Here is a 20,117-nt window from a genome sequence, read left to right on the forward strand (position 1 = left end):
ACAGTTACTATTTACAGAGTGGAATATCCTTCCGGATTATGTTTAATCCAACGCCAGGAATCTTCGCACATATCCTTGACTCCTTTATCAGCGGTCCAGCCCAGCTCGTCACGTGCCTTAGCTGGATCTGCATAACAAACAGCAATATCTCCCGGACGGCGGTTCTTTATTTCATACGGAACTTCTTTTCCGGAGGCTTTTTCGAATGCTTCTACTAATTCCAGTACGCTGTAGCCCTCTCCGGTGCCAAGATTAAATTCTCCGATTCCAGGCCCCTCCATTGATTTATGCAGAGCACTCAAATGGCCCTTTGCAAGATCTACCACGTGAATATAGTCGCGCACTCCCGTGCCGTCCTTTGTAGGGTAATCATCGCCGAACACGTTCAGCTGCGGAAGCTTTCCGACCGCTACCTGTGTTATATACGGCATCAAATTATTCGGGATGCCGCTTGGAGATTCCCCGATTCGGCCGCTCGGATGGGCACCGATCGGATTAAAGTACCGGAGGATGGAAATACTCCATTCGTGATCGGACACATAAAGATCCCGGAGAATATCTTCAATCATTAGTTTCGAATTTCCATACGGATTCGTTGCCTGCAACTCAAAGTCTTCTGTAATTGGATTTGTTTTTGGCGTACCATATACTGTAGCCGAGGACGAAAAAATCATTTTCTTTACATTAAATTTTTTCATTGTTTCAAGAAGAATAATACTTCCGGTAATATTGTTATGGTAGTATTTGAGCGGAACTTCCACTGATTCTCCAACCGCCTTTAATCCTGCGAGGTGAATAACCGCTTCGATGTCGAATCTTTCAAATATGCTCTCCATTTCTTTGCGGTCAAGCAGATCCACATCGAAGTATTCGAGGCTTTTTCCAGTAATTTCTTCCACCCGCCTCAGAGAGACGGAACGGCTGTTGGAAAAATTATCAATAACTATTACTTCATGGCCTTCTTCCAACAGCTCTACGCAAATATGGCTTCCTATATACCCCGCGCCTCCGGTTACTAGTATCATCACTGATCTCCCCCAAAATTTGGTTATTTATTATTTCCAAACTACATCATTTTCTTTTGAATAACAACACTCTTCTACGATAGAATCTTTGCTGTCCTGCTTTCTTTGCCCTACTCCCAGATGTTATATCCATGCGTAGAATGAAAATGGCAGAAGCCATGAGATTCTGCATACTTCCGGCTTTCTTTTTCTTCCCTTCCCGAGACGGTCAGCACTTCAATTTTATATTTTTTCCGCAGCTTTTTTAATTTGGCAATTTTCTGTTGCGCCCATTCATCCCCAGCAACTGCAGAATAATCAAATCCTTCCCACATAATGCCATCTACAAACGGGTACGTAGTCGTGCTGAGTGTATCGAAACCCCAATTTTGGATGACGGCCAGCTGCGAATGTTTTTCTTTAATACCCCGCATAAATGCAGCTATCGCCACCCGCTGTTCCCGCAGTGTTTTCGGGTGGTTTTCATGCTCGTCATCGATATTTCCCACCGTGTCTAAAAACACGCCATCACACCCTTTGGCGTGAATCTGTTTCGTTACTTCGTTCAAAAGCACCTCACGGTAGTGAGAGGCATTCATGTCCATTAAATAGGAATCCCACTGTTTGTAATATACGAGGGTCCCGCGGCGCCGGAAAAAATCTTTTTCGTCCAGCTGTACATATAAAGCTTCATTCCACCGGTCAGCTTCCATCGCATTAATATAGCCGTAAACTCTTGTGCCTGCCCGCTGAATGTAATTTACCTGCTGCCTTGTATAGTATACCGGCTCGATGATCACCACATCATAATTTTTCATCTTTTTGAGTATGGTTTTGTTTGGAGAATCATAAAAAATCTTGTAATTTTTTATTTCACCCATTGAAGGAGCGCCATGAGAAGCGGGTTTTAGCTTCATTAGAAAAGACTCATAAAAAAATAGAGAAAAATTTGTAACAAAAATCATTTTTTGTGAGATAATACCCATAATGCTCCCCCTTATAGATAGTAATCACGCGTTAAAGCACAGAGATAGGACTGGTCCTTTTTAAGTGCAGGGATTTATGAACCATGCCATTAAACCCTGAAGACCGCATTTTCAATTCTTTTGTAAGTATAAAGTTTTACTGATCTTACCCTGAAAGTGCGGCCCTGGCAATACGGTACATAAACCTAATATAACTTTTTGAAGAGGTGATGGGATGATTTACACGCAGAAAAATGTGTGGAGAAAAGTTGCGGAGCTGCTCGTTGTCGTTCTTGTACTGGGAGTCATCGATCAGGCATTTCAGTTGGGAATGCTTGATTGGACGCTTAATCCATTTTTGTTTGTTATATTGTTTTTTTCTCTGCGATACGGCATTAATATTGCCATTCTGAGCTTTTTTACGACCCTTGTGTATCATGTTATTGCCACCTTCACAGCAGGCGATGATTTATTTCTGCTGTTTTATGATACCGGTGACTATCTTTATTTATTGTTTTCCCTGCTTTTGGCTGTTATATGCGGCCTTTACAGCTCGTCCTACCGGGAGCGTTACGAAAGCCTTACGTACACCCAGGATGAATTAAAAGATGATAATAAAGAACTGACCAAAACCATTAGAGAACTCGAGGAGTCCCAGCGTGTCATGCAAGAGAAGGTACTGGATTCCGAGCATACTCTTGCCCAGATTTACCAGGTCGGCCTCAAGCTCGATCAGCCGACGCCGGAGCTTGTGCGAAACGAAGCCATTGCGATTATCTCCGATTTATTTAAAGCTGATGATATTGCGATTTATCACGTCGACTCGTCTAAAAGATCTCTCCGTCTGAGAGTCCGCCAGGGAAGCTCGCAGGTGCTCCCACAAACCATATTTCTAAGCGAAGAATCTTCTTTTTACCAACGTTTATTTACAGAAAAAGCAATCACGCTTCGCAACGTCAAAGATGAGCAAAACGCTCCGGTAATTGCCGGCCCTATTGTTTATAATAAAGAAATTCAGGAAGTGCTGATTATCGATCAGCTTGATTTCGCCCGCCTCACTACCCATGAAATTCAAATCATGTCCTTTGTGCTCGACTGGATTTCCAATCGTATTGAAAAAGCACGTGAGTGGCAGGCGAAGGATGAAGAGAAACAAATGCTTTCAGGTACAAACGTCTATTATAAAGAAGCCTTCGACGCCCATGTGGCTCAGCAGGACGTGCGCCAGGAAGAATACGGTGTGCCTTACAGCACGGTAGCCATTCAGTTTGACCGCTTTGAAGGAATGTCTGTCGCCGAAGCTGAGGTTATTTTACGGACTTATCTGCGCGAAATAGATATTATTGGCTTTGAGTCCAACCAAAGCGTTCTCTATTTCCTTCTCCCGGGCACCGATGCTGAAAACGCCCAAGTAGTAGAAAAGCGGATCAAGAAAGCCCTAAAGGAAAAAGGAGGTACTCATGCTGGGTAATCTCACACAGCCGACGATACTAGTGATCCTTTTTTACATCGTTCACGCCGTCGTTTTATTTGCAGCAGCAAAAGTTGCAAAAAAAAGACTTCAGTCCGAGCAGCACGGAGCTATCATTTGGATAGTGCTGATCAGCTGTTTTCTTCCACTGCTTGGGGAAGCGCTGGGCCTCCTCGCCTGGTGGGCTTCCAAGCGGGTGGATTCAAATAAAATCGTCTCTGACTATACAGACTACGTAAAGTTTCAGCCGATTAACCTGGAACACCTGCGACACGAAGCAAAAGACAACAAAAATCTCACTCCTCTGATGGAAGCATTCACAAATGATAATCAGCCGGATCGTAAAAGCTTAATGCTGAAGCTTATCAACTCCAACATCTCAGACAAAGGAAAGTATTTAAACCTCGGTCTTAACAATGATGATTCGGAAACTGTACACTATGCGGCGACGACGATGAATCTGCTTGTGGACCGCTACGAAAAAAGTCTTGATACAGCGAGGGCAGAGCATGAACACTTCTACAGTGAAGAGACTCTCAGTAGATTAATAGGTATTTACCGCGGCTACCTGGACAGCCGTTTACTGGATGACCATTCGCAGGAGCACCTCCGCTATGTATTTCTTCAATTTTTGGAACAGTCGGCCAAGGATTTCCCAGGCCATATGGAGGTTTTTAACCAGCTTGGATATATTTACCTGCAGCACGGCTCTGCGACCCAGGCGGTTAATACGTATATGTATATGCTCCAGGCATTTCCTCACAAAGCTGACGGCTATTTAAATTTAATTGAGTATTATTATAACCAAAAAGATTGGTCCGGGATTGAGCAGGTGCTCACCCTGATGCATGAAAATGTGGATGCAGATAAAATACCGGAAAACCGCCAGTATATTGTCAGGCAGATGGGGGGTGTCGTTTCGTGAGAAAACAGATGATGAAATCAACGGTCGGGCTCTTTGTGGTGATTTTAAGCGTCCTTCTTATTCTTCAATTCATCAGGCTCGAGCGTTTTCAGCTATGGCTCCCACATCTGGCCTCAAATACAGCGGAGGAAACAGAAACGATGAATGCAAGCAATGAGGAAACGGCGGGAGAAGAAATGAATGTCTACGTGCACAAAAACGACAGCGACCTCTCTGAAAATACATTAAATAACTTTGAGTACTCCCTCGATTATGCCAAAGTGCCTTATACCGAAATTTCTCAGGATGAAATTGCAGACCTTGAGCCCTCTCCTTATAATGTGCTTGTGCTTGCCGGCGAACACGCCGAGGAATGGCCTTTTGAAGAGATAGAATCATTTGTCGAAGAAGGGGGCCGTCTCTTTATCGGAGCCCGTTTTATCGATACACGCTACAACGAAATGCTCGGTATCGATGATGTGAATGATTTCAGCAACCGGCAGGGCCTGACGTTTGAGCAGGAACTTTTTCCAGGCTATACGGACCTTGGCAATGATTCAGCACTTTTTTCGCACAGCATCGCCAACATGACGCTGCGTGAAGGAGCCGAGCCTTATTTATCCACTGAAGGCGACCCGTTGATGTGGACCAATGAATACGGGGAGGGCAAAGCTCTTTTTTGGAATACGACTGCTATGGAAATGAAAAATGCACGCGGCATGCTTCTCCAATCACTTTCTATTCTTCCGCCTGCTTTTGCAAGCAGCCAGGCTGATATTAAAATGGCCCACATTGACGATTTCCCTGCGCCAGCACCGTCGGCGGAAGATGAACAAATTGCCAGTCAATACAACATGTCTGTGGAAGACTTTTATGCCGATGTCTGGTGGGAGGACATGAAACAAATCGGCATGGATCATGACCTTATGTACACCGGGTTAATAATTGGCACATACCAGGATACGATGGATCTCACAGCGGAAGAACTTATTGAAAGTGACCGATTCCCCCTGCTTTTCTTCGGCAGAAACGTCTACCGGCACGACGGGGAGATCGGCCTGCACGGTTACAATCACCAGCCGCTTGTAACCGAAGACGATCCTATGGATCCCGAACTTTTATACACCCCGTGGGAAGATAAAGAAAAAATGAAGGAGTCACTGACACGGGTAGAAGAAGTATTTCAGCATTACTATCCTGAAGAAGAGTTCAAAACGTATGTCCCTCCTTCCAACGTTTTAAACAGAACGGGAATTGAAGCAATCCATGAAGCTCTGCCAAGCATCAATACGATCGCTTCCCTCTATACCGGCGAAGGGGAAGGAAGCTTTATCCAGGAGTTTGAAGAAGACGAAAAATATCCGTCACTTTACCATTTCCCCCGTATTTCCAGTGGATATTGGGAAAGCGCGGATTCACAGTTTATTCAGGCAGACGCTATTGCCAACTTCGGCGTGTTTTCCCACTTTATTCACCCGGATGATGTGCTTGACCCGGACCGGGCCTATGGGGACGGCTGGGAGGATATGAAAGCTCAGTTTGAGGACATGGCGGTTTTTGTCGAAAACACTTATCCATACCTCGACAGCATGACCCAGGCGCAGGCGACTGAACGAATAAAAAGCTACCAGGCCTCAAACATTGAAGTCACGTACAATGAAGACAGAATTATGATTCAGGGGGAAAACCTGCTTGAGCCATCCACCATGATGCTTCGTGTTGATAAAGGTACTTCTATCGAAACGGGAAGCTTTGATTTCGGTTCAATCGAAGCCTATGGGGACACCGGCACACTGTACCGTCTCACTCTTGAAGAGCCGCAGGCTGAAATTCCATTAAAGGATGATGCTTCATGAAAATAGGCATGGTTGTAGAAGGCAGCTATCCGTACGTAAGCGGCGGGGTGGCCAGCTGGGTGCAGATGCTCGTAAAACAGATGCCCGAGCATGAATTCGTCATCATCGCCATTACCCCAGAGCCGATTTCCCCGGAGGACTATCGTTATGAACTGCCCGGCAATATTTCGCAGGTGCTTAATCTTCCGCTGAACATGCAGCAGCCGAGACGGCAGCGTAATTTCTCTCTGACTCCGGTGGACGAAGAAGCCATCACTGAGTGGATGATGTTTGAATCCGTCCGTTCGGATGCCCTTCTTGCTCTAGGCCAGAAGCTTGGAGGCACGGAAAACTTTTTCTCCAGCGGCCTGTTCTGGGAAATTGTGCAGCAGAGTTATGATAAAGAAAAACAGTCCGGCTCATTTATTGACTATTTCTGGATGTGGCGCGGCATGTTTGCGCCCGTTATCGAACTGCTGCAATTCTCATTTCCAGACCTTGATATTGTTCATTCGGCTTCAACAGGCTACGCCGGGATGGTGGCTGCTGCTATTAAACAGCAGCAGGGTATTCCGTATCTGCTGACCGAGCACGGGATCTATTCCAGGGAGCGGGAGGAAGAGATTCTGCAGGCTGACTGGATACCGGACTACTATAAGCAGCGCTGGATTACGTTTTTCCATCATCTTTCGCGTCAAGCGTACAAAGAAGCTGATGATGTAATCACACTTTTCGCCCGTAACGGGGAACTGCAGGAGGAGATCGGAGCCGATCCGGCTAAAATTGAAATCATTCCAAACGGAATCGACTACTCCCGTTTATCACTTGTCGAAAAGGATAAACACCATCGTTCGTACGTTCATATCGGGGCTATTGTACGCGTCGTTCCCATTAAAGACATTAAGACGATGATCCATGCCGGCAACATTTTAAAAAGCCGGTCCGTCCCCTTTAAACTCACTATTATGGGACCGCTTGATGAAGATCTCGAATATGCCGGCGAGTGCCGGCGTCTTGTCGATCAGCTTGGTCTGCAGGACCACGTTTTTCTTGTCGGAAAAGTTAATATTACTGATTACCTGCCTACCTTTGATGTGTGCTTGCTGACAAGTATTTCCGAAGGCCAGCCCCTCGCCGTTCTCGAAGGTATGGCAGCAGGGCTTCCATTTATTGCAACAAATGTCGGCTCCTGCTCGGAGCTGATTCACGGACGGGAAGGGGACCCATACGGGCCTGCCGGCTTTGTCGTTCCTCCGGTTAATCCGGATCAGGTCGCCCAGCGCTGCGAGTGGATCTACCAGCACCCGGAGGAAGCGGAAAAGTTTGGCCGCAACGGCCAAAACCGGGTCGAAGCATATTACCAGATTCACCAGTTTATTCAGGAATACACAGAACGTTATCATCAAAGGGGGGTCGAATATGGCCGGCATAGGGTTTAAACTTCAGCAGTTATTCCAGGAAGACTATTTTTCCTCCAGGATGAAAGCCTATGCTTTCGCCGGCCTGGTAACGGCCGGGCCCTGGATTGTTGTTATCGCCACGATTGCAATGATCCAATGGTTTTCCATGGTGTTTCTTCCTGTTACGCTGCAGGAAAGGGAGCTGTTCAACTTATCTATTTCCTATTCGTTTATATTTTCCCAGGTGCTTTTTGGTATCCAGCAGTTGGTAGTCACGCGGTATGTGGCAGATTTATTCTATGAAAAAAAAAAGACGAATAAAGTGTTTCCAACATTTCTTGGCATGACGAAAGTAACTCTTTTTCTGACGGTAACCGCCTGGCTTATCTTTATATGGATAAGCTCTCTCCCATTTCTGTATGAGCTTTTGCTCCTTGTGTTATTTGTAACCATTAACTTGATCTGGGTCCTGTTTTTATTCTTAAGTGCCGCAAAGTTTTACCAGGCCGTTGCCTACAGTTTTTTATCCGGCGCAGTGATTGCCGTCGGCATGGTATTTCTTCTCGGCCGCTCTGCGGAAGCTTTTATGTTTATTCCTCATGCTACGAGCTTTATGCTTTTGCTTGGCTTTACGAGCGGCATGATTGTCACATTGTTCGGGCTGCTGTTTTCGATGCTGATTACGTTTCCGCTTCATACATCGGACAGCCAGTTTCAATACATCGGCTATTTCGACAAATATCCGACCCTCTTCTGGACCGGATTTTTGTATAACGTCGGTATCTGGGTGTGTAACTGGATTATCTGGTTTGGCGAGGGAAGATCAATTCTACTTGATACGTTTGTCTATAATCGGGTATACGACACAGCGATTTTTTGGTCCTATCTGACGATTATTCCTACGCTGATTATCTTTGTGGTGTCGGTAGAGACTCGTTTCTACGAACGCTACCGTTCATTTTACGGCTATATCAATCAAGGCGGTACGCTTCAACAGATCAAATCGTCAAAAGAATCTATGCAATACGTCTTAAAGCAGGAGCTTGAGCGGCTCGTGCGCAGCCAGGGCCTGATTTCCATAGTGATCATCTTATCGATTGGCTACGCTGCCACTTTTGTCCCCGTCGAAAACGACATTATCTCAATCTTCCGTTTTACAACGGTCGGAGCGTTTTCAAACGCGATGGTTCTTGTCCTCACGCTTATCCTTCTTTACTTTGAAGACCGGCGCGGCGCGATGATTACTTCCATCCTGTTTTTCTCTTTAAACGCTGTACTCACCTTCCTGTTGCTTCCTTTCGGCTTTAACGGCTATGGACTCAGCTTTGCCCTCGGATCGAGCGGTGCCCTGCTGTTTGCTCTGCTCCGCCTTACGTACTTTATCGAAAAAGTCGATTACTTCGCTTTTTGCAACCCGAACAACCTTGAGCGCCCAAATCCGCCGACGCTGTTCACAAAACTCAGCCAGTGGATGAACAAACGAACTATTCTTTAAGAGCATACGAAAGAGCCGGACGGGGAGCAGCATCCGTCCGGCTCTTTTTATTCTATGACCTCACGTGCTGGAGAATCCTGGGACAGTTCAAAATTGTAATTAGAGGCATTTTTATATTCGGGGTTCACGTAGCGGGAATTAGTTCCACTGTCGACCAGGGACTGGAATTCATTGAGCGTAGATACTTGTTCATTTTCCCATACCCAAATACTTTCTTTTCCCTTTTCCCGATGATACACATTTTGCCGGAATTCATTGCCTGTGTTGTTTTCAAAGTAATTGGCGATAAACACACGTGAACTGCTTGCCGTTAAAATATTATTTTCAATGCGGTTGTTTTCCGTATCATTTTGAAGCAGCAGCTGCCCGCCGTCTAAATCTTTTGTATCATTACGATACATAATATTTTCTGCGATCGTGCTGTCTTTCGTACCACCGCGTTTTTCGTCATACCCGCCGATTGATATGCCGGTAAAATTATTCTCATAAACTGTATTCCCGGTAATCCGGATATCGTCCGCATGCTCCCCGTCCTGCTCTGAAGTAGCTTCAATACCCAGGTCATTCCGGTAAACTGTATTGTTTTTTATATCAATATCGCTGCCGCCATCCACATAGATGCCTCCCGCGCCGTAAACGTCTCCCTCTCCGTAAGCAGGGTTGCCGTATGAAGAGTTATCATAAACCGTATTATTTTCCACTGTGCCATTCCGGGTATAGTCAAGGGCCGGGTCGTCCCCCACATCTTCATATCCAATCATGTCAATCCCAATATTATCGTTATGGCGCACTGTATTTGAAGCAATCGTAAAATTTTCTACATTACCATTCAGTACTACTGCTTCACTTGAACCAAGGACCAGATCTTCCACCATATTATTACTGATTTCGATATCCGTTACTGCTTCACGGCCGTATACAGCAATCCCATGAGCATTCCCGCTGTCTGCGTTCGTTTCTATGCCGCGGACATGATTGTTATCAAGCGTGATGCCTTCAGCGCTGTCATGAACGAAAATACCTACAGGGGTCTCATTGTTAAGCTCTGTGGATAAATCCTGTATAGTAAATCCTCGAATCGTGATAAAATCCTGGTTTTCAACCTTAATCATTGCCGTAATGCCCGCAGACTCCTCCAGGGAGCTGCCACTTAAAATCACTTCTTCGTCTTCATATGCTTCAAATGTTATCGGCTTCGAGGAGCTTCCGCTTTCCGCTACTTCTAATGGTTCTTCGTACGTGCCGCCCCGGACATATACTGTCATCCCGGGTTCTGTCTGTTCAGAAGCTGCATCCAGCGTCCGCAGGGGGTCTGACCTGCTGCCATCGTTGCTGTCGTTTCCATCAGTCGATACATAAAGGCATGCATTACCTGTTGCCTGTGTGCATTCCGAAAATAGTAGTAACCCTGCTGTGAGGCCCCCCACTAAGAGAAGCGTCAGGGCAATCCAAAGTTTTTTCATCTTATCTGCTCACTTTTTGTTAAAAATACCCTAACTAGTCGTCCTCAGGGGTGGTGCTACTATTTATTATACGCCAAAACATGAGATAAGTCCTAGTGTCTGTTTGAAATTTTATTTTTTAGCTTTCTGTCCTATTCGTTCTTCGGCTGTACCGGTCGCTTTCGTTACTGGTTCTGTACCAATAGCTTTTCCGAGACCGAACGGCGGCATGTTTACATAAATTGATTCGTATGCCCCGCTGGGCACAAGGTAGGTCTCGTGATAAATTCCAACTGCGGTGTTTCCTCTCGTTCTTTTATTAAACGTACGCCACGCCTTTAAATGCTTTGGTGCCTTCGCATATGCAAGCAGTTCTTCTTTGGAATTCCAGTACTGAATCATCATTGTCGCCGGAAATTGAACATAGCTTTGCATTCCCATACACCCCAGCTCTTTGTGCATGGATAATTCTTTTATCATCGGGGGCATCGCAAGCAGCACTGGAAGCCATTTATGCAACGCCCTCCAGTTATTAATTCTCATTCCTATCACAAACACAGTAATATCCCGGTCTCCTGCTGTTGTATACCTGCCATCCCCAATTTTACTTTTCATCCCCATATCTCCTTTCGTCGTAGTTTCCCCAGGAACCACTGCCTCCCACGTTTTTTTCTTAATCATACTACCCTTCTCTCCCGCCAGCTTGCTTTTAATAAAAAAACTCTCCAACTTTTTTAGCTGAAGAGTTTTTGTTAAATTTCCACCGTTTAATTTATTTTCCCAGTATATACGGACTGGGGGCGGATAATCCGGTTGTCACTTCTTTGCTCCAAAATATGGGCGCTCCAGCCGACGCTCCGGGAAAGAGCAAAAGTTGGGGTAAACAGCTCTTTAGGAAAATCAACCGCTTTTAACACAGCCGCTGCATAGAATTCTACATTTGTGTACAGCTTCCTCTCTGGTTTATACTCCTTCAGCAGCTGCACCGCTTTTTGCTCTACGTAATGCGCAGTATCAAGCCAGTCATTATCATTTGCGGTGCTTTCACATATTTTCTTTAATGCCTCTGCTCTTGGATCAATCGTTTTATACACCCTGTGGCCGAACCCCATCACCTTTTCACCGGCTTCTATTCTTTTCCGCAGCCATGCTTCGGCGTTTTCTTTGCAGCCTACAGCTTCAAGCATATCCATAACTCCGCCCGGCGCCCCGCCGTGAAGCGGGCCTTTCAGGGCGCCCATCGCTCCGGCAGCAGCTGAAAAGAAGTCCGATTCAGTAGAAGCAATCACCCGTGAGGTGAAGGTGGAAGCGTTCATTCCGTGTTCCATTGTTAAAATTAAATATGCCTCGAGTGCCCGTGTCTCTGTTTCTGCTGGCTGTCGGCCACGGAGCATATACAAATAATTAGCAGCGTGGGAGAGGGCGGGGTCTGCCTGCACGATTTCTTTTTTCTGAATAAGCCGGTGCCGGCTGGCGATAATAACAGGCAGCAAAGCGATCAGCCTTGCTGCTTGGCTGCGCGGTGATTCCTGTAGCGTATCCTTTTCTGCCAAGGCGGATACAGCCGCTTCAAGCACATTCATCATCTCCACATCAGCAGGCATCTGTTGTACCATCTTTTGAATATGCCCGGGCACAGTGCGCCTTTCCTTTAGCAAATCGGTGAATGCCAGCAGCTGCTGCGTATTTGGCTTTTCTCCTTCGAGTAGTAAATAGGCAGCTTCTTCGAACGAGGATTCCATCGCTATATGTGCTGCCAGGTATCCACGGTAAATCAGCTTCCCATCTTCCCCGTCCACCATACTGACAGCCGTTTCTGCAGCAATTACGTTTTCCAGTCCTTTTCCGTTCAATTTCACTTCCTCCTTACTATTTGTTGTATTTAGTTTATCGCGGTTGTGCGATAATAAATATTAAATAAAATTGCTTTTATTGATAATGATTTATTATAAAGAGAGGGTATTATGAAATTGGAATGGCTGCAGACATTCGCTACTGCCGCTGCACATGAAAATTTCCGCCAGGCGGCCGGGATTCTTTTTATTTCCCAGCCGGCGGTCACTATCCATATTAAAAACCTTGAAAAACAGCTGGGATTCAGCTTATTCACTACCCAGGGACGCCGGGTTTCGTTGAGTGAGGAAGGGCGGAGATTTCTTCCACATGCGCAGGCTGTACTTAAAAACTATCATTCTGGCCTCAAGGATATGGAGCAGTGGCAACAGGGCAAAACACGCACCCTGACGATCGTCATTTCCCCACTGCTTGCAGTATCAGTACTTCCCCGCATCATACGCATATTCACCAAAGCCCACCCGCATATTGACGTAGTTATCGATGTCCAGGATTCCGTTTTTATCGAACGCCGCCTCGACGACGGCTCTGCTGATATTGGCCTTTCCCTGCTTCCCGCTTCTGGCAGTAATATACACCAGAAGCTTTTACATCAGGAACCGGTGCTTTTGGTCGCCCCTCATGATGGCGGCGACGCTGAAACGATGCCTCCGCTCGACGCCACTACTGTGCTTACGGAAAACGTTGTTTTTACCTACAATCATCCCGGATATTGGGATTCGCTTCTGCAGATGCTTCACCCACGCTTTCCCCGGCTGCAGACTATAACAGTTTCCCAGAGCCACGTGACAAAACGATTCATCGAGGAGGGCCTTGGGGTTTCTTTCCTTCCACGCTCCGCAGTAAGACGGGAGCTCGTGGAAGGAAGAGTCCTTCATGTAAACGTTCCGGAATTCGATCTTCCGCAGGCTTCTACTTACGTGCTGTATAAGTATACAGGCGAAGAGGTATTTCAGTTTCTTTCGTATATATAGACAAAATGCCGGTTTCTGCCGGCATCCTTTTGTTTCCTTTTATTTAAAGTTTTCTTTTAACCATTCAAGAAACAGCTCGTAATCTTCCTCTACCCGCTCCTTGTAAAACTTTGACCACGTAATCATTTCCTGAATGAAAATCTCTTCCTCGTGCCCGATAGCTTTTAAAATTTCATCCTCGCTGTGGTAGTCCAGCAGCCCCTGCTGAATATCAACATCCGCCCGGGCATGAACCTTTGCCGATATCTTCCCCATTGTTTGTACCGTCCGGTGCATCCGTTTTGGCTCTTCCAGGTGCTTGCTTTTTAAGTCTTTATCATACGGCGACCGTTCCCGGACGTAGTAGTCGCGGTGCTGCAGGGTAAAATAGCCTAAATACGGATCCGCCAGGTGGTGCATGGCCCGCTGGGTTTTGATTACCCGTTTTCCCTGGTGTTTGTTCGTTGTCCAGAATGTTTCTTCATAGGGAAAAAAGTAAGCAGGGATGGGCGCCCGCGCCTCTTTTGCTTCCAGAATAACGTGCTCCTCTTCGCCCTCAATTAGAATGTAAAAGCGCTTCAGTCCTGTAGAACCGATGCCTGCTCCGGTCTTTTTCACGATGTCTTTGATTTCGTAGTGCTCTTCGCTCCGGTAGCTTTCCTCCGCAAGACTTCCTAAATACTGGTCCCAGATTTTCATTATTTCCTGATACTCGTTATCGGTAACTGAATCAAGTTTAGATTTTTCCCGTTCAAACACACGGTCGCCGCTGTCGTTAACGATGGTCTGCTTGTCGAGCTCGTGCGTGACCTTTCGGTCTTCAAGTTTCTGCAGTGTTTTTTTATCGGCTGCCTGGTGTTCCGGGAAGTGAATTGCGTTTTTACCGGATTCTTTTTGCCTTTTTTAAATTTTTTCAGACGCTTATAGTACGCTTCTAAATATGTCCGGACGAAAGCGTCCCGCTCCTCATCGTCAAACCCCTGCTGCATAGCAAACAGCCGGATGCTGACCACCATACGGAGGACGTCATACAAATAGGAACCAAGATACCCCTCATCAAAGTCATCCACGTCAAAAACAATCTCTCCGTTTTCGTTTTGAAAGCTGCCGAAATTTTCCATATGCATGTCGCCCATGATCCAGGTCGGCTTGTCTGTTGGCGTATGATGCCGAAAAGGGATGTTGACTACATCGTAGTAGAATAAATACGCGCTCCCCCGAAAAAAGCTGTAGGGATCCTGTTTCATCTTAACGTATTTTGCCTTCCTCCGGGTTTTGTTCAGCTTCATTAACCGGTCGTCAAATTGATCGAGAATCGTTGCCAGCGTCTGCTTGCGCAGATACCTTTTCGTTGTATACACAAGTTCTTCATTGTTACTCATTAGTATCACCTTTTCCTATTGCCGGGGATAAATACTTCGCTTTCATCTCTTATACATTAACACAAAATTAAAACCATTATGTTTGGCTGCAGGTATCCTTGCGAATTTTCATTATCTGCCAAAATGAATTTTTTTCATTATTTTCTTCACATTTTCTTTTTCATAACAGGAATCGCTTAATTTTCATAGAACAGGACAAAGAGATTGAAAGTTATTAGGGGGGCTTACCTTGAAAAAACATATCGTATTAGCAGCTGCGGTCAGTACTGTGCTTGCTGGAGGCATCATGACGGGAGGGGAAGCAGCTTATGCTGCAGGAAACGGGCCCAATTACCAGGGGCACGAAACAGTAAACACTTCCATTTTGCATACGTATGAGGAAATGACAAATTTTCTAAAAAAACAGGAAGCCAAGCAACCTTCTATGGAGCTGGAGGTGTTTGGTGAAACTGTCAAAGGCCGGGACATGCATCTTGTAAAGTATATGTCTGACCCGGATAATCCTACTATTTTGTACATTGCCCAGCAGCACGGAGATGAAGCATTAACGACCGAAGGATCGCTTGATTTTATTAAGCAGCTTGGTACTGGCAAAACCAGGGGGCTGCTGAATGACGTTAATCTGCTTTTTATCCCTATGTATAATGCAGACGGCGCGATGGGAGACGTGAATTTCGAACTGGAGGATTATGCAGCTAGCGGCGACCGTCACTTAACGCGCACGAATGCGGACGGAGTCGATTTAAACCGGGACCACGAAGCTCTGTCGCAGCCGGAAACACAGGCCTTCCATGACAATGTGCTGAACACTTATGATATTGATTATATGATTGACCTGCACCATCAGGGCTCCCAGTGGGAAAAAGACGGGAAGTATGTATCCGGCGCTATCCTTTACCCGCATCCCGACCATACTGAAGATGAAACGCTGTATGGGTCTAAGCAGCTCGGGGGCATCGTTTATGAAGCTATTGAACCGAAGGGATGGGGGCATCTCGGGAAATATGCGGGAGGAGGCACGGCATATGACCAGGGCATCGGCGTTTATGGCATTGCGAATACGTATGATATTTCCACATTGTTGTTTGAAATGCGCGGCACTGCCGATAATGCAAATGATGATGAAGTATTAGGGCAGAAAAGCAATGGCTACCTTACAAAACAGACAGTAGAAACATTGAGCGCCACTTCCCGGGCAGTCGCAGACGGCACTATCGAAGGCCAGGATATTTCATTTTGGGAAGACCTTCCTGTACAGATAGAAAGAGAGGAATAAGGCAAAAACATCGGTGCCGCTGTCAATTTATGCTATGATAGCATTATTATCAACATGAATTCCCATAAAGAAGGTCTTTGTATGTATTCTGACTCTGTACGTGTGCAGCCGGCCTGGCTGCGCCTTTTTGTTACTGCCTCAGCTGCTTTTGCCGGCGGCTGTTTCTTTTCTGTCCTGAATATCCCCGTGCCATGGCTGCTCGGACCAATGGCGGTTGTATTACTTCTTTCGAAGCTGCCGCGAATACAGATGTACTGGCCGCAGCCCCTTCGGAATACCGGATTAATTATCGTCGGCTATACGATCGGCCTGTCGTTTACGATGGAGACGTTCCACCAAATTGGCACTCAGCTGCCGATGATGATTGGACTGACGATGCTGCTTCTTTTGTTTTCCTGGTTAATGGCCTTCGGGTTTGCTTCTCTTTCCGGAGTTTCCCTGCCAACGGCTTTGACCGGAAGCATTCCAGGCGGTCTTTCGCAGATGGTGACCCTTGCGGAAGAAGAAAAGCAAATCGATATTACAATTGTGACCTTCATGCAGGTGACCCGGATTATTTTAATTATGTTTCTCGTGCCTGTGCTTGCGGTGAGCCCCCTATTTACAAATGGGGATGCGGCAGCCAGCGGAGGCTCAGGCCAGACGGCCGCATCCTGGAGCAGTATTTTTCCCTCGGCTGTGCTGTTTCTCGGGCTCTGCTTTGCTTCTGCCTGGACCGGCCAGAAGCTTCGGCTTCCCACTTCTTATATGCTCGCTCCTATGCTGGTAATGATCGGTGTTACGCTTGCCGGCCTCCAGGCCCCCGCTCTCCCGGTTTCCATCATGAACGGCGCCCAGCTGTTAATTGGCACTTATTTTGGCCTGCTTCTCAAGCCCGAACAGCTGCAGAAAAAAGCAAGGATAGGGTTCTTGACCGTAGCCGGCGGTGTTATTCTGATCGCTGGGGCATTCAGCCTCAGCCTGATTCTTGAACACCTGCATCACGTTTCAACTGCTACTGCCCTGTTGAGCCTTGCCCCGGGCGGCATGGATCAGATGGGCATTATCGGCCGGGAAGTGAACGCCGATATCTCCATTGTTATCTGCTATCAGCTGTTTCGCATTCTGTTTATCTTTATTGCCGTTCCACCGATGCTGCGGTGGCTGTTTAAATGGATCAGAAAGCGTGAGTCTTTGAAAGCCTAAAAGTGTCCTTCCTGCTGTTTCATCCGTGGAGCTGCATGTTTGTAGACAAAAAATCGGAAAGCTTGAAAATTTCGTGAACGATTTAATCAGACAGCTTTCCCGATACTGACACACCCGACTTGCTGCGCTTTTAATCAGCTTTCAGCTTTAAACATAATGTTAACCGAACGGCGTCTGAGTATTAATAACAGCTGCCAAGCCATATAACCCGGATAGTTATCTTTCTGTTTTTACTGTAAATAAAAAACCGGGCAGGAAGCTGTGAAAGCTTCCTGCCCGGGTCATAATTAACTTATAAAAATCGCTCTTAGGAGGATTTCTCCCAGTAAGCTGCTTCATTCTCCGAAGGAGACGGCGGGAACTGGTCACCTTCGTTTAATTGAATCTCAGTATTATCGCTGCTTGCGTTACTGCCGTTTACAAGGCTTTTCACTTTATATTTGCCGCTCTCTGGGGCTTTTTCTCCAGTTTTGAATTCTTGATTTGCCATGGTAATCCTCCTTAAATTGATTTTGTTGATAAAGTCCAAGTGTATAAATTGCTTTTCGAGCAATGATTTGTTAATTTAGAGTCATTCCCGGCATGCTTGTAGGGAAGCTGATACTGGGAACATTGCGACTCCAATACTGCTTAGCGGCGGTTGTTGGAGTCGTTGTTGTTATTCGAGCCATTGCCGGAATTTTTTCCGCCTTTTTGGCCGATGTCCTGATAGAATTCATTATCGTGTTCTTCACTGGTAGTTTTGCCGCCTTTTTGACCGATCTCTTCATAAAATTCCTTGTCGTGTTCCTGGCTGGTCGTTTCCCCGCCTTTTTGGCCGGCTTCGGAACGGCTCATCGTATTTTCGCTCTGATTGGAGCCAGAGTTCTGATTATTGCTGCCGTTGCCGGAGGTTTCCCCGCCCTTTTGGCCGATCTCTTCATAGAATTCCTTGCCGTGTTCCTGGCTCGTTTTTTCCCCGCCTTTTTGGCCGGCTTCCTCGCGGGTCATTTTGTTGTTGTTTTCGTTATTGTTTGCCATGATGCTTCATCCTTTCTTTGTTAATAATTAATGAAAATTTTCCAAGTGCAGTTTTGTGGTTTTCTTTTATTGTTACTGAAAACTACCGCCTCCTTTTCAATTTTCAAAAGCCAGCATTTTACTGCATACAGTAATGAAAAACAGATGGTGTATCCGGGGATGCCTCTGATTTTAACCAAAAAAGCATACAAAAAATAAGCCGGAAAGGGGATAAGAACCCTTCACGGCTTATTAGTTGGCATTCATCCCCTAATTACAGCCTCACTGTATTCACTTATTTTCATTAGTATGCTGCTGACTGAAATTGAGCCTTCAGCTCGTTTTCTATAAACTAGGATTCCCAGACGAAATTATGCCTAAACGTGTTTCTTCATATTTATAATATACTTTTTTATTCAGCTGATGGCAGTCCTAATTTTCTTTCCGTTAAGACCTATATTAAAGCTATTCACGGGAGCTGTTTCTTTTTCTGGTTGTCCCGGTTTTCCGGCGGTGAAAAATAACGTTCATTTCCGCGCCGATCATAAGCACCAGGCCGGTCAGGAAAAACCACAATAGCAGTATAATGACACCACCAAGGCTTCCATACGTGGCTGAATAATTTCCGAAGTTGCTTACATAAAACGAAAAGCCGAGCGATACGATCTGCCACAAAATCGCAGCAGTTATAGAGCCCACCAGTATTTCCTTCCACTTTAACGTTTTATTTGGCGCGAACCGGTATAACAGTAAAAGCATGAGTGTCATAACGGTGACGGCGATGGCCCACCGGAGCACCTGGAATAGAATTTGTGTCTGCGCCGTCAGGCCGAGCATGGAACTAACCATGGATATGATGACATTACCAAATATCGGAAGCACCAATGCCACAACGATAGTGAGAATCATACAGATCGTAAGGGCGATAGCAATCAAGCGCACTTTAATAAACGAACGCGATTCTTCTACGTCATATGCTTCATTGGAGGACTTAATGAATGCATTTATGCCATTGGAGGCAGACCAGAGCGCACCGAGCAGACTGACTACAAATAAAATGCCCCGGGGTTCCTGCACCAATGTCGTAATGTTTTCTTCAAATAAAGAGGCAGTATCTGAAGGAGCGATCGTGCCGATAAAACTGACTACAGAATTGGGATTTAAATTTAAAAATGGCAAAATCGTTAAAGCAAAAATAAGCAGTGGAAATATAGAAAGAATATAATAATACGCCTGGGCTGCAGCGAGCAAAGGCACATTGTCTTCTTTGAATTCAGTCATCAGGTCCGAAATGTATGGTTTTATTTTCTTCACACATGTACGCCCTTTCTCCCAATTTTATAATTTCACAAAAAACATAAGCCTGAATGGAGGACAGTGTGTCCTTGTGCAGGCTTATGTGCTGTTATCATCAGCTGCCCTTTGTTGGCATTTCAAGTGCAAGGTCTGCTTTTTTCAAGTCATGATCAATCTGCTCTTTCATGTCATACGCGTGATACATTTCATTTTCGATCATGAACGAAGCAATTTTCTGGTGAAGATCAATGGCTTCGTTCAACTGTTTTTTGAGCACTTCGAGCACATCCGGGCTGGCTGTTTCTGTAATAGCAACAGCATATGTGCGTACAGCCGATTTGGAAGTGACTAACAGATCTGTAGCAATGACTTCATCATTGATTAAGTCTTTATTCGCAAGCTTATCTAAAATACTGCTCATTGTTTCCCCTCCCTTATTTCGATTTATTTAAAATATCTCTCAGCTCTTCTACTGCCTTCTGAGAAGTTTCGGCACTTTCTTCAAGCAGCTGCTTTAATTGTTTATCTGTTGCGAGTCCCTGCATCATTGAAGCTTTCGCCGTCGCGGCCGCTTTAACCTGAAGAAGCTCATGTACTTCAATTATTTCATGGGACGCATAATTGCCAGCCATACTTTTCTCTCCTTTCTCCCTAAT

Annotated in this window: 18 protein-coding genes and 1 pseudogene; 8 read left to right on the top strand and 11 right to left on the bottom strand. The window is 45.8% G+C overall.

Annotation, left to right across the window (positions count from 1 at the left end):
• Positions 1–11: 11 nt before the first annotated feature.
• Positions 12–1,028, bottom strand: coding sequence for a UDP-glucose 4-epimerase GalE (gene galE, locus ACTTK6_RS10300; RefSeq protein ID WP_462833361.1), 1,017 nt, complete (start codon positions 1,026–1,028; stop codon positions 12–14).
• A 107-nt stretch (positions 1,029–1,135) separates the two neighbouring features.
• A complete protein-coding gene (locus ACTTK6_RS10305) occupies positions 1,136–1,921 on the bottom strand; it encodes an endo alpha-1,4 polygalactosaminidase (RefSeq protein WP_462833362.1) in 786 nt (261 codons plus the stop codon).
• Between the two features lie 283 nt (positions 1,922–2,204).
• On the opposite strand from ACTTK6_RS10305, the gene ACTTK6_RS10310 reads away from it, so the two are divergent.
• From ACTTK6_RS10310 to pelG, 5 genes are read left to right on the top strand one after another with little or no spacing between them, the layout of a single operon-like run.
• Positions 2,205–3,440, top strand: a complete 1,236-nt coding sequence (locus ACTTK6_RS10310; protein ID WP_462833363.1) for a hypothetical protein — start codon at positions 2,205–2,207, stop codon at positions 3,438–3,440.
• The gene (locus ACTTK6_RS10315; protein WP_462833364.1) at positions 3,430–4,365 is read left to right on the top strand and encodes a tetratricopeptide repeat protein; all 936 of its coding nucleotides are present in this window, start codon (positions 3,430–3,432) and stop codon (positions 4,363–4,365) included. Before ACTTK6_RS10310 ends, ACTTK6_RS10315 begins: the two co-directional genes overlap by 11 nt.
• Positions 4,362–6,200 (top strand): DUF2194 domain-containing protein, encoded by a 1,839-nt coding sequence (locus ACTTK6_RS10320; RefSeq protein ID WP_462833365.1) that lies wholly within the window; start codon positions 4,362–4,364, stop codon positions 6,198–6,200. Before ACTTK6_RS10315 ends, ACTTK6_RS10320 begins: the two co-directional genes overlap by 4 nt.
• Positions 6,197–7,618 carry a GT4 family glycosyltransferase PelF gene (pelF, locus tag ACTTK6_RS10325; protein WP_462833366.1) on the top strand — a complete coding sequence of 474 codons (1,422 nt, stop codon included), beginning with the start codon at positions 6,197–6,199 and terminating at the stop codon, positions 7,616–7,618. Before ACTTK6_RS10320 ends, pelF begins: the two co-directional genes overlap by 4 nt.
• Positions 7,599–9,074, top strand: a complete 1,476-nt coding sequence (pelG, locus tag ACTTK6_RS10330; protein WP_462833367.1) for an exopolysaccharide Pel transporter PelG — start codon at positions 7,599–7,601, stop codon at positions 9,072–9,074. The genes pelF and pelG overlap by 20 nt, the downstream gene beginning before the upstream one ends.
• Before the next feature lie 47 nt (positions 9,075–9,121).
• Here pelG and ACTTK6_RS10335 read toward each other — a convergent pair whose 3' ends face one another.
• The 3 genes from ACTTK6_RS10335 to ACTTK6_RS10345 all read right to left on the bottom strand — a co-directional run bounded on the left by ACTTK6_RS10335 (position 9,122) and on the right by ACTTK6_RS10345 (position 12,375).
• Positions 9,122–10,537 carry a right-handed parallel beta-helix repeat-containing protein gene (locus ACTTK6_RS10335; protein ID WP_462833368.1) on the bottom strand — a complete coding sequence of 472 codons (1,416 nt, stop codon included), beginning with the start codon at positions 10,535–10,537 and terminating at the stop codon, positions 9,122–9,124.
• A gap of 111 nt (positions 10,538–10,648) precedes the next feature.
• A complete protein-coding gene (locus tag ACTTK6_RS10340; RefSeq protein ID WP_462833395.1) occupies positions 10,649–11,131 on the bottom strand; it encodes a DUF4188 domain-containing protein in 483 nt (160 codons plus the stop codon).
• Positions 11,132–11,283: 152 nt separating this feature from the next.
• A complete protein-coding gene (locus tag ACTTK6_RS10345) occupies positions 11,284–12,375 on the bottom strand; it encodes a citrate synthase (protein WP_462833369.1) in 1,092 nt (363 codons plus the stop codon).
• Between the two features lie 105 nt (positions 12,376–12,480).
• Here ACTTK6_RS10345 and ACTTK6_RS10350 point away from each other — a divergent pair, with 105 nt between their 5' ends.
• Positions 12,481–13,344, top strand: a complete 864-nt coding sequence (locus ACTTK6_RS10350) for a LysR family transcriptional regulator (RefSeq protein WP_462833370.1) — start codon at positions 12,481–12,483, stop codon at positions 13,342–13,344.
• A 39-nt stretch (positions 13,345–13,383) separates the two neighbouring features.
• Here the strand turns inward: ACTTK6_RS10350 and ACTTK6_RS10355 are convergent.
• Positions 13,384–14,705, bottom strand: a pseudogene (locus tag ACTTK6_RS10355) (DUF2252 domain-containing protein).
• Positions 14,706–14,934: 229 nt separating this feature from the next.
• On the opposite strand from ACTTK6_RS10355, the gene ACTTK6_RS10360 reads away from it, so the two are divergent.
• Entirely contained in the window at positions 14,935–15,981 is a 1,047-nt protein-coding gene (locus ACTTK6_RS10360; RefSeq protein ID WP_462833371.1) for a M14 family zinc carboxypeptidase, read from the top strand.
• Between the two features lie 81 nt (positions 15,982–16,062).
• Positions 16,063–17,166: an AbrB family transcriptional regulator gene (locus tag ACTTK6_RS10365; RefSeq protein WP_462833372.1), complete on the top strand. Its 1,104-nt coding sequence runs from the start codon at positions 16,063–16,065 to the stop codon at positions 17,164–17,166.
• A gap of 307 nt (positions 17,167–17,473) precedes the next feature.
• Here the strand turns inward: ACTTK6_RS10365 and ACTTK6_RS10370 are convergent, their stop codons facing one another.
• The 5 genes from ACTTK6_RS10370 to ACTTK6_RS10390 all read right to left on the bottom strand — a co-directional run bounded on the left by ACTTK6_RS10370 (position 17,474) and on the right by ACTTK6_RS10390 (position 20,093).
• Entirely contained in the window at positions 17,474–17,656 is a 183-nt protein-coding gene (locus ACTTK6_RS10370) for a YjzC family protein (protein WP_462833373.1), read from the bottom strand.
• A gap of 140 nt (positions 17,657–17,796) precedes the next feature.
• On the bottom strand, positions 17,797–18,186 hold the full coding sequence (locus ACTTK6_RS10375; RefSeq protein ID WP_462833374.1) for a KGG domain-containing protein: 390 nt from the start codon (positions 18,184–18,186) through the stop codon (positions 17,797–17,799).
• 444 nt (positions 18,187–18,630) lie between these two features.
• Positions 18,631–19,479 carry a YihY/virulence factor BrkB family protein gene (locus ACTTK6_RS10380; RefSeq protein ID WP_462833375.1) on the bottom strand — a complete coding sequence of 283 codons (849 nt, stop codon included), beginning with the start codon at positions 19,477–19,479 and terminating at the stop codon, positions 18,631–18,633.
• A 97-nt stretch (positions 19,480–19,576) separates the two neighbouring features.
• Positions 19,577–19,882, bottom strand: coding sequence for a spore coat protein (locus ACTTK6_RS10385; RefSeq protein ID WP_022794356.1), 306 nt, complete (start codon positions 19,880–19,882; stop codon positions 19,577–19,579).
• Positions 19,883–19,895: 13 nt separating this feature from the next.
• Positions 19,896–20,093, bottom strand: a complete 198-nt coding sequence (locus ACTTK6_RS10390) for a hypothetical protein (RefSeq protein ID WP_462833376.1) — start codon at positions 20,091–20,093, stop codon at positions 19,896–19,898.
• Positions 20,094–20,117: the final 24 nt, after the last annotated feature.

It is taken from the genome of Marinococcus salis (assembly GCF_054971365.1).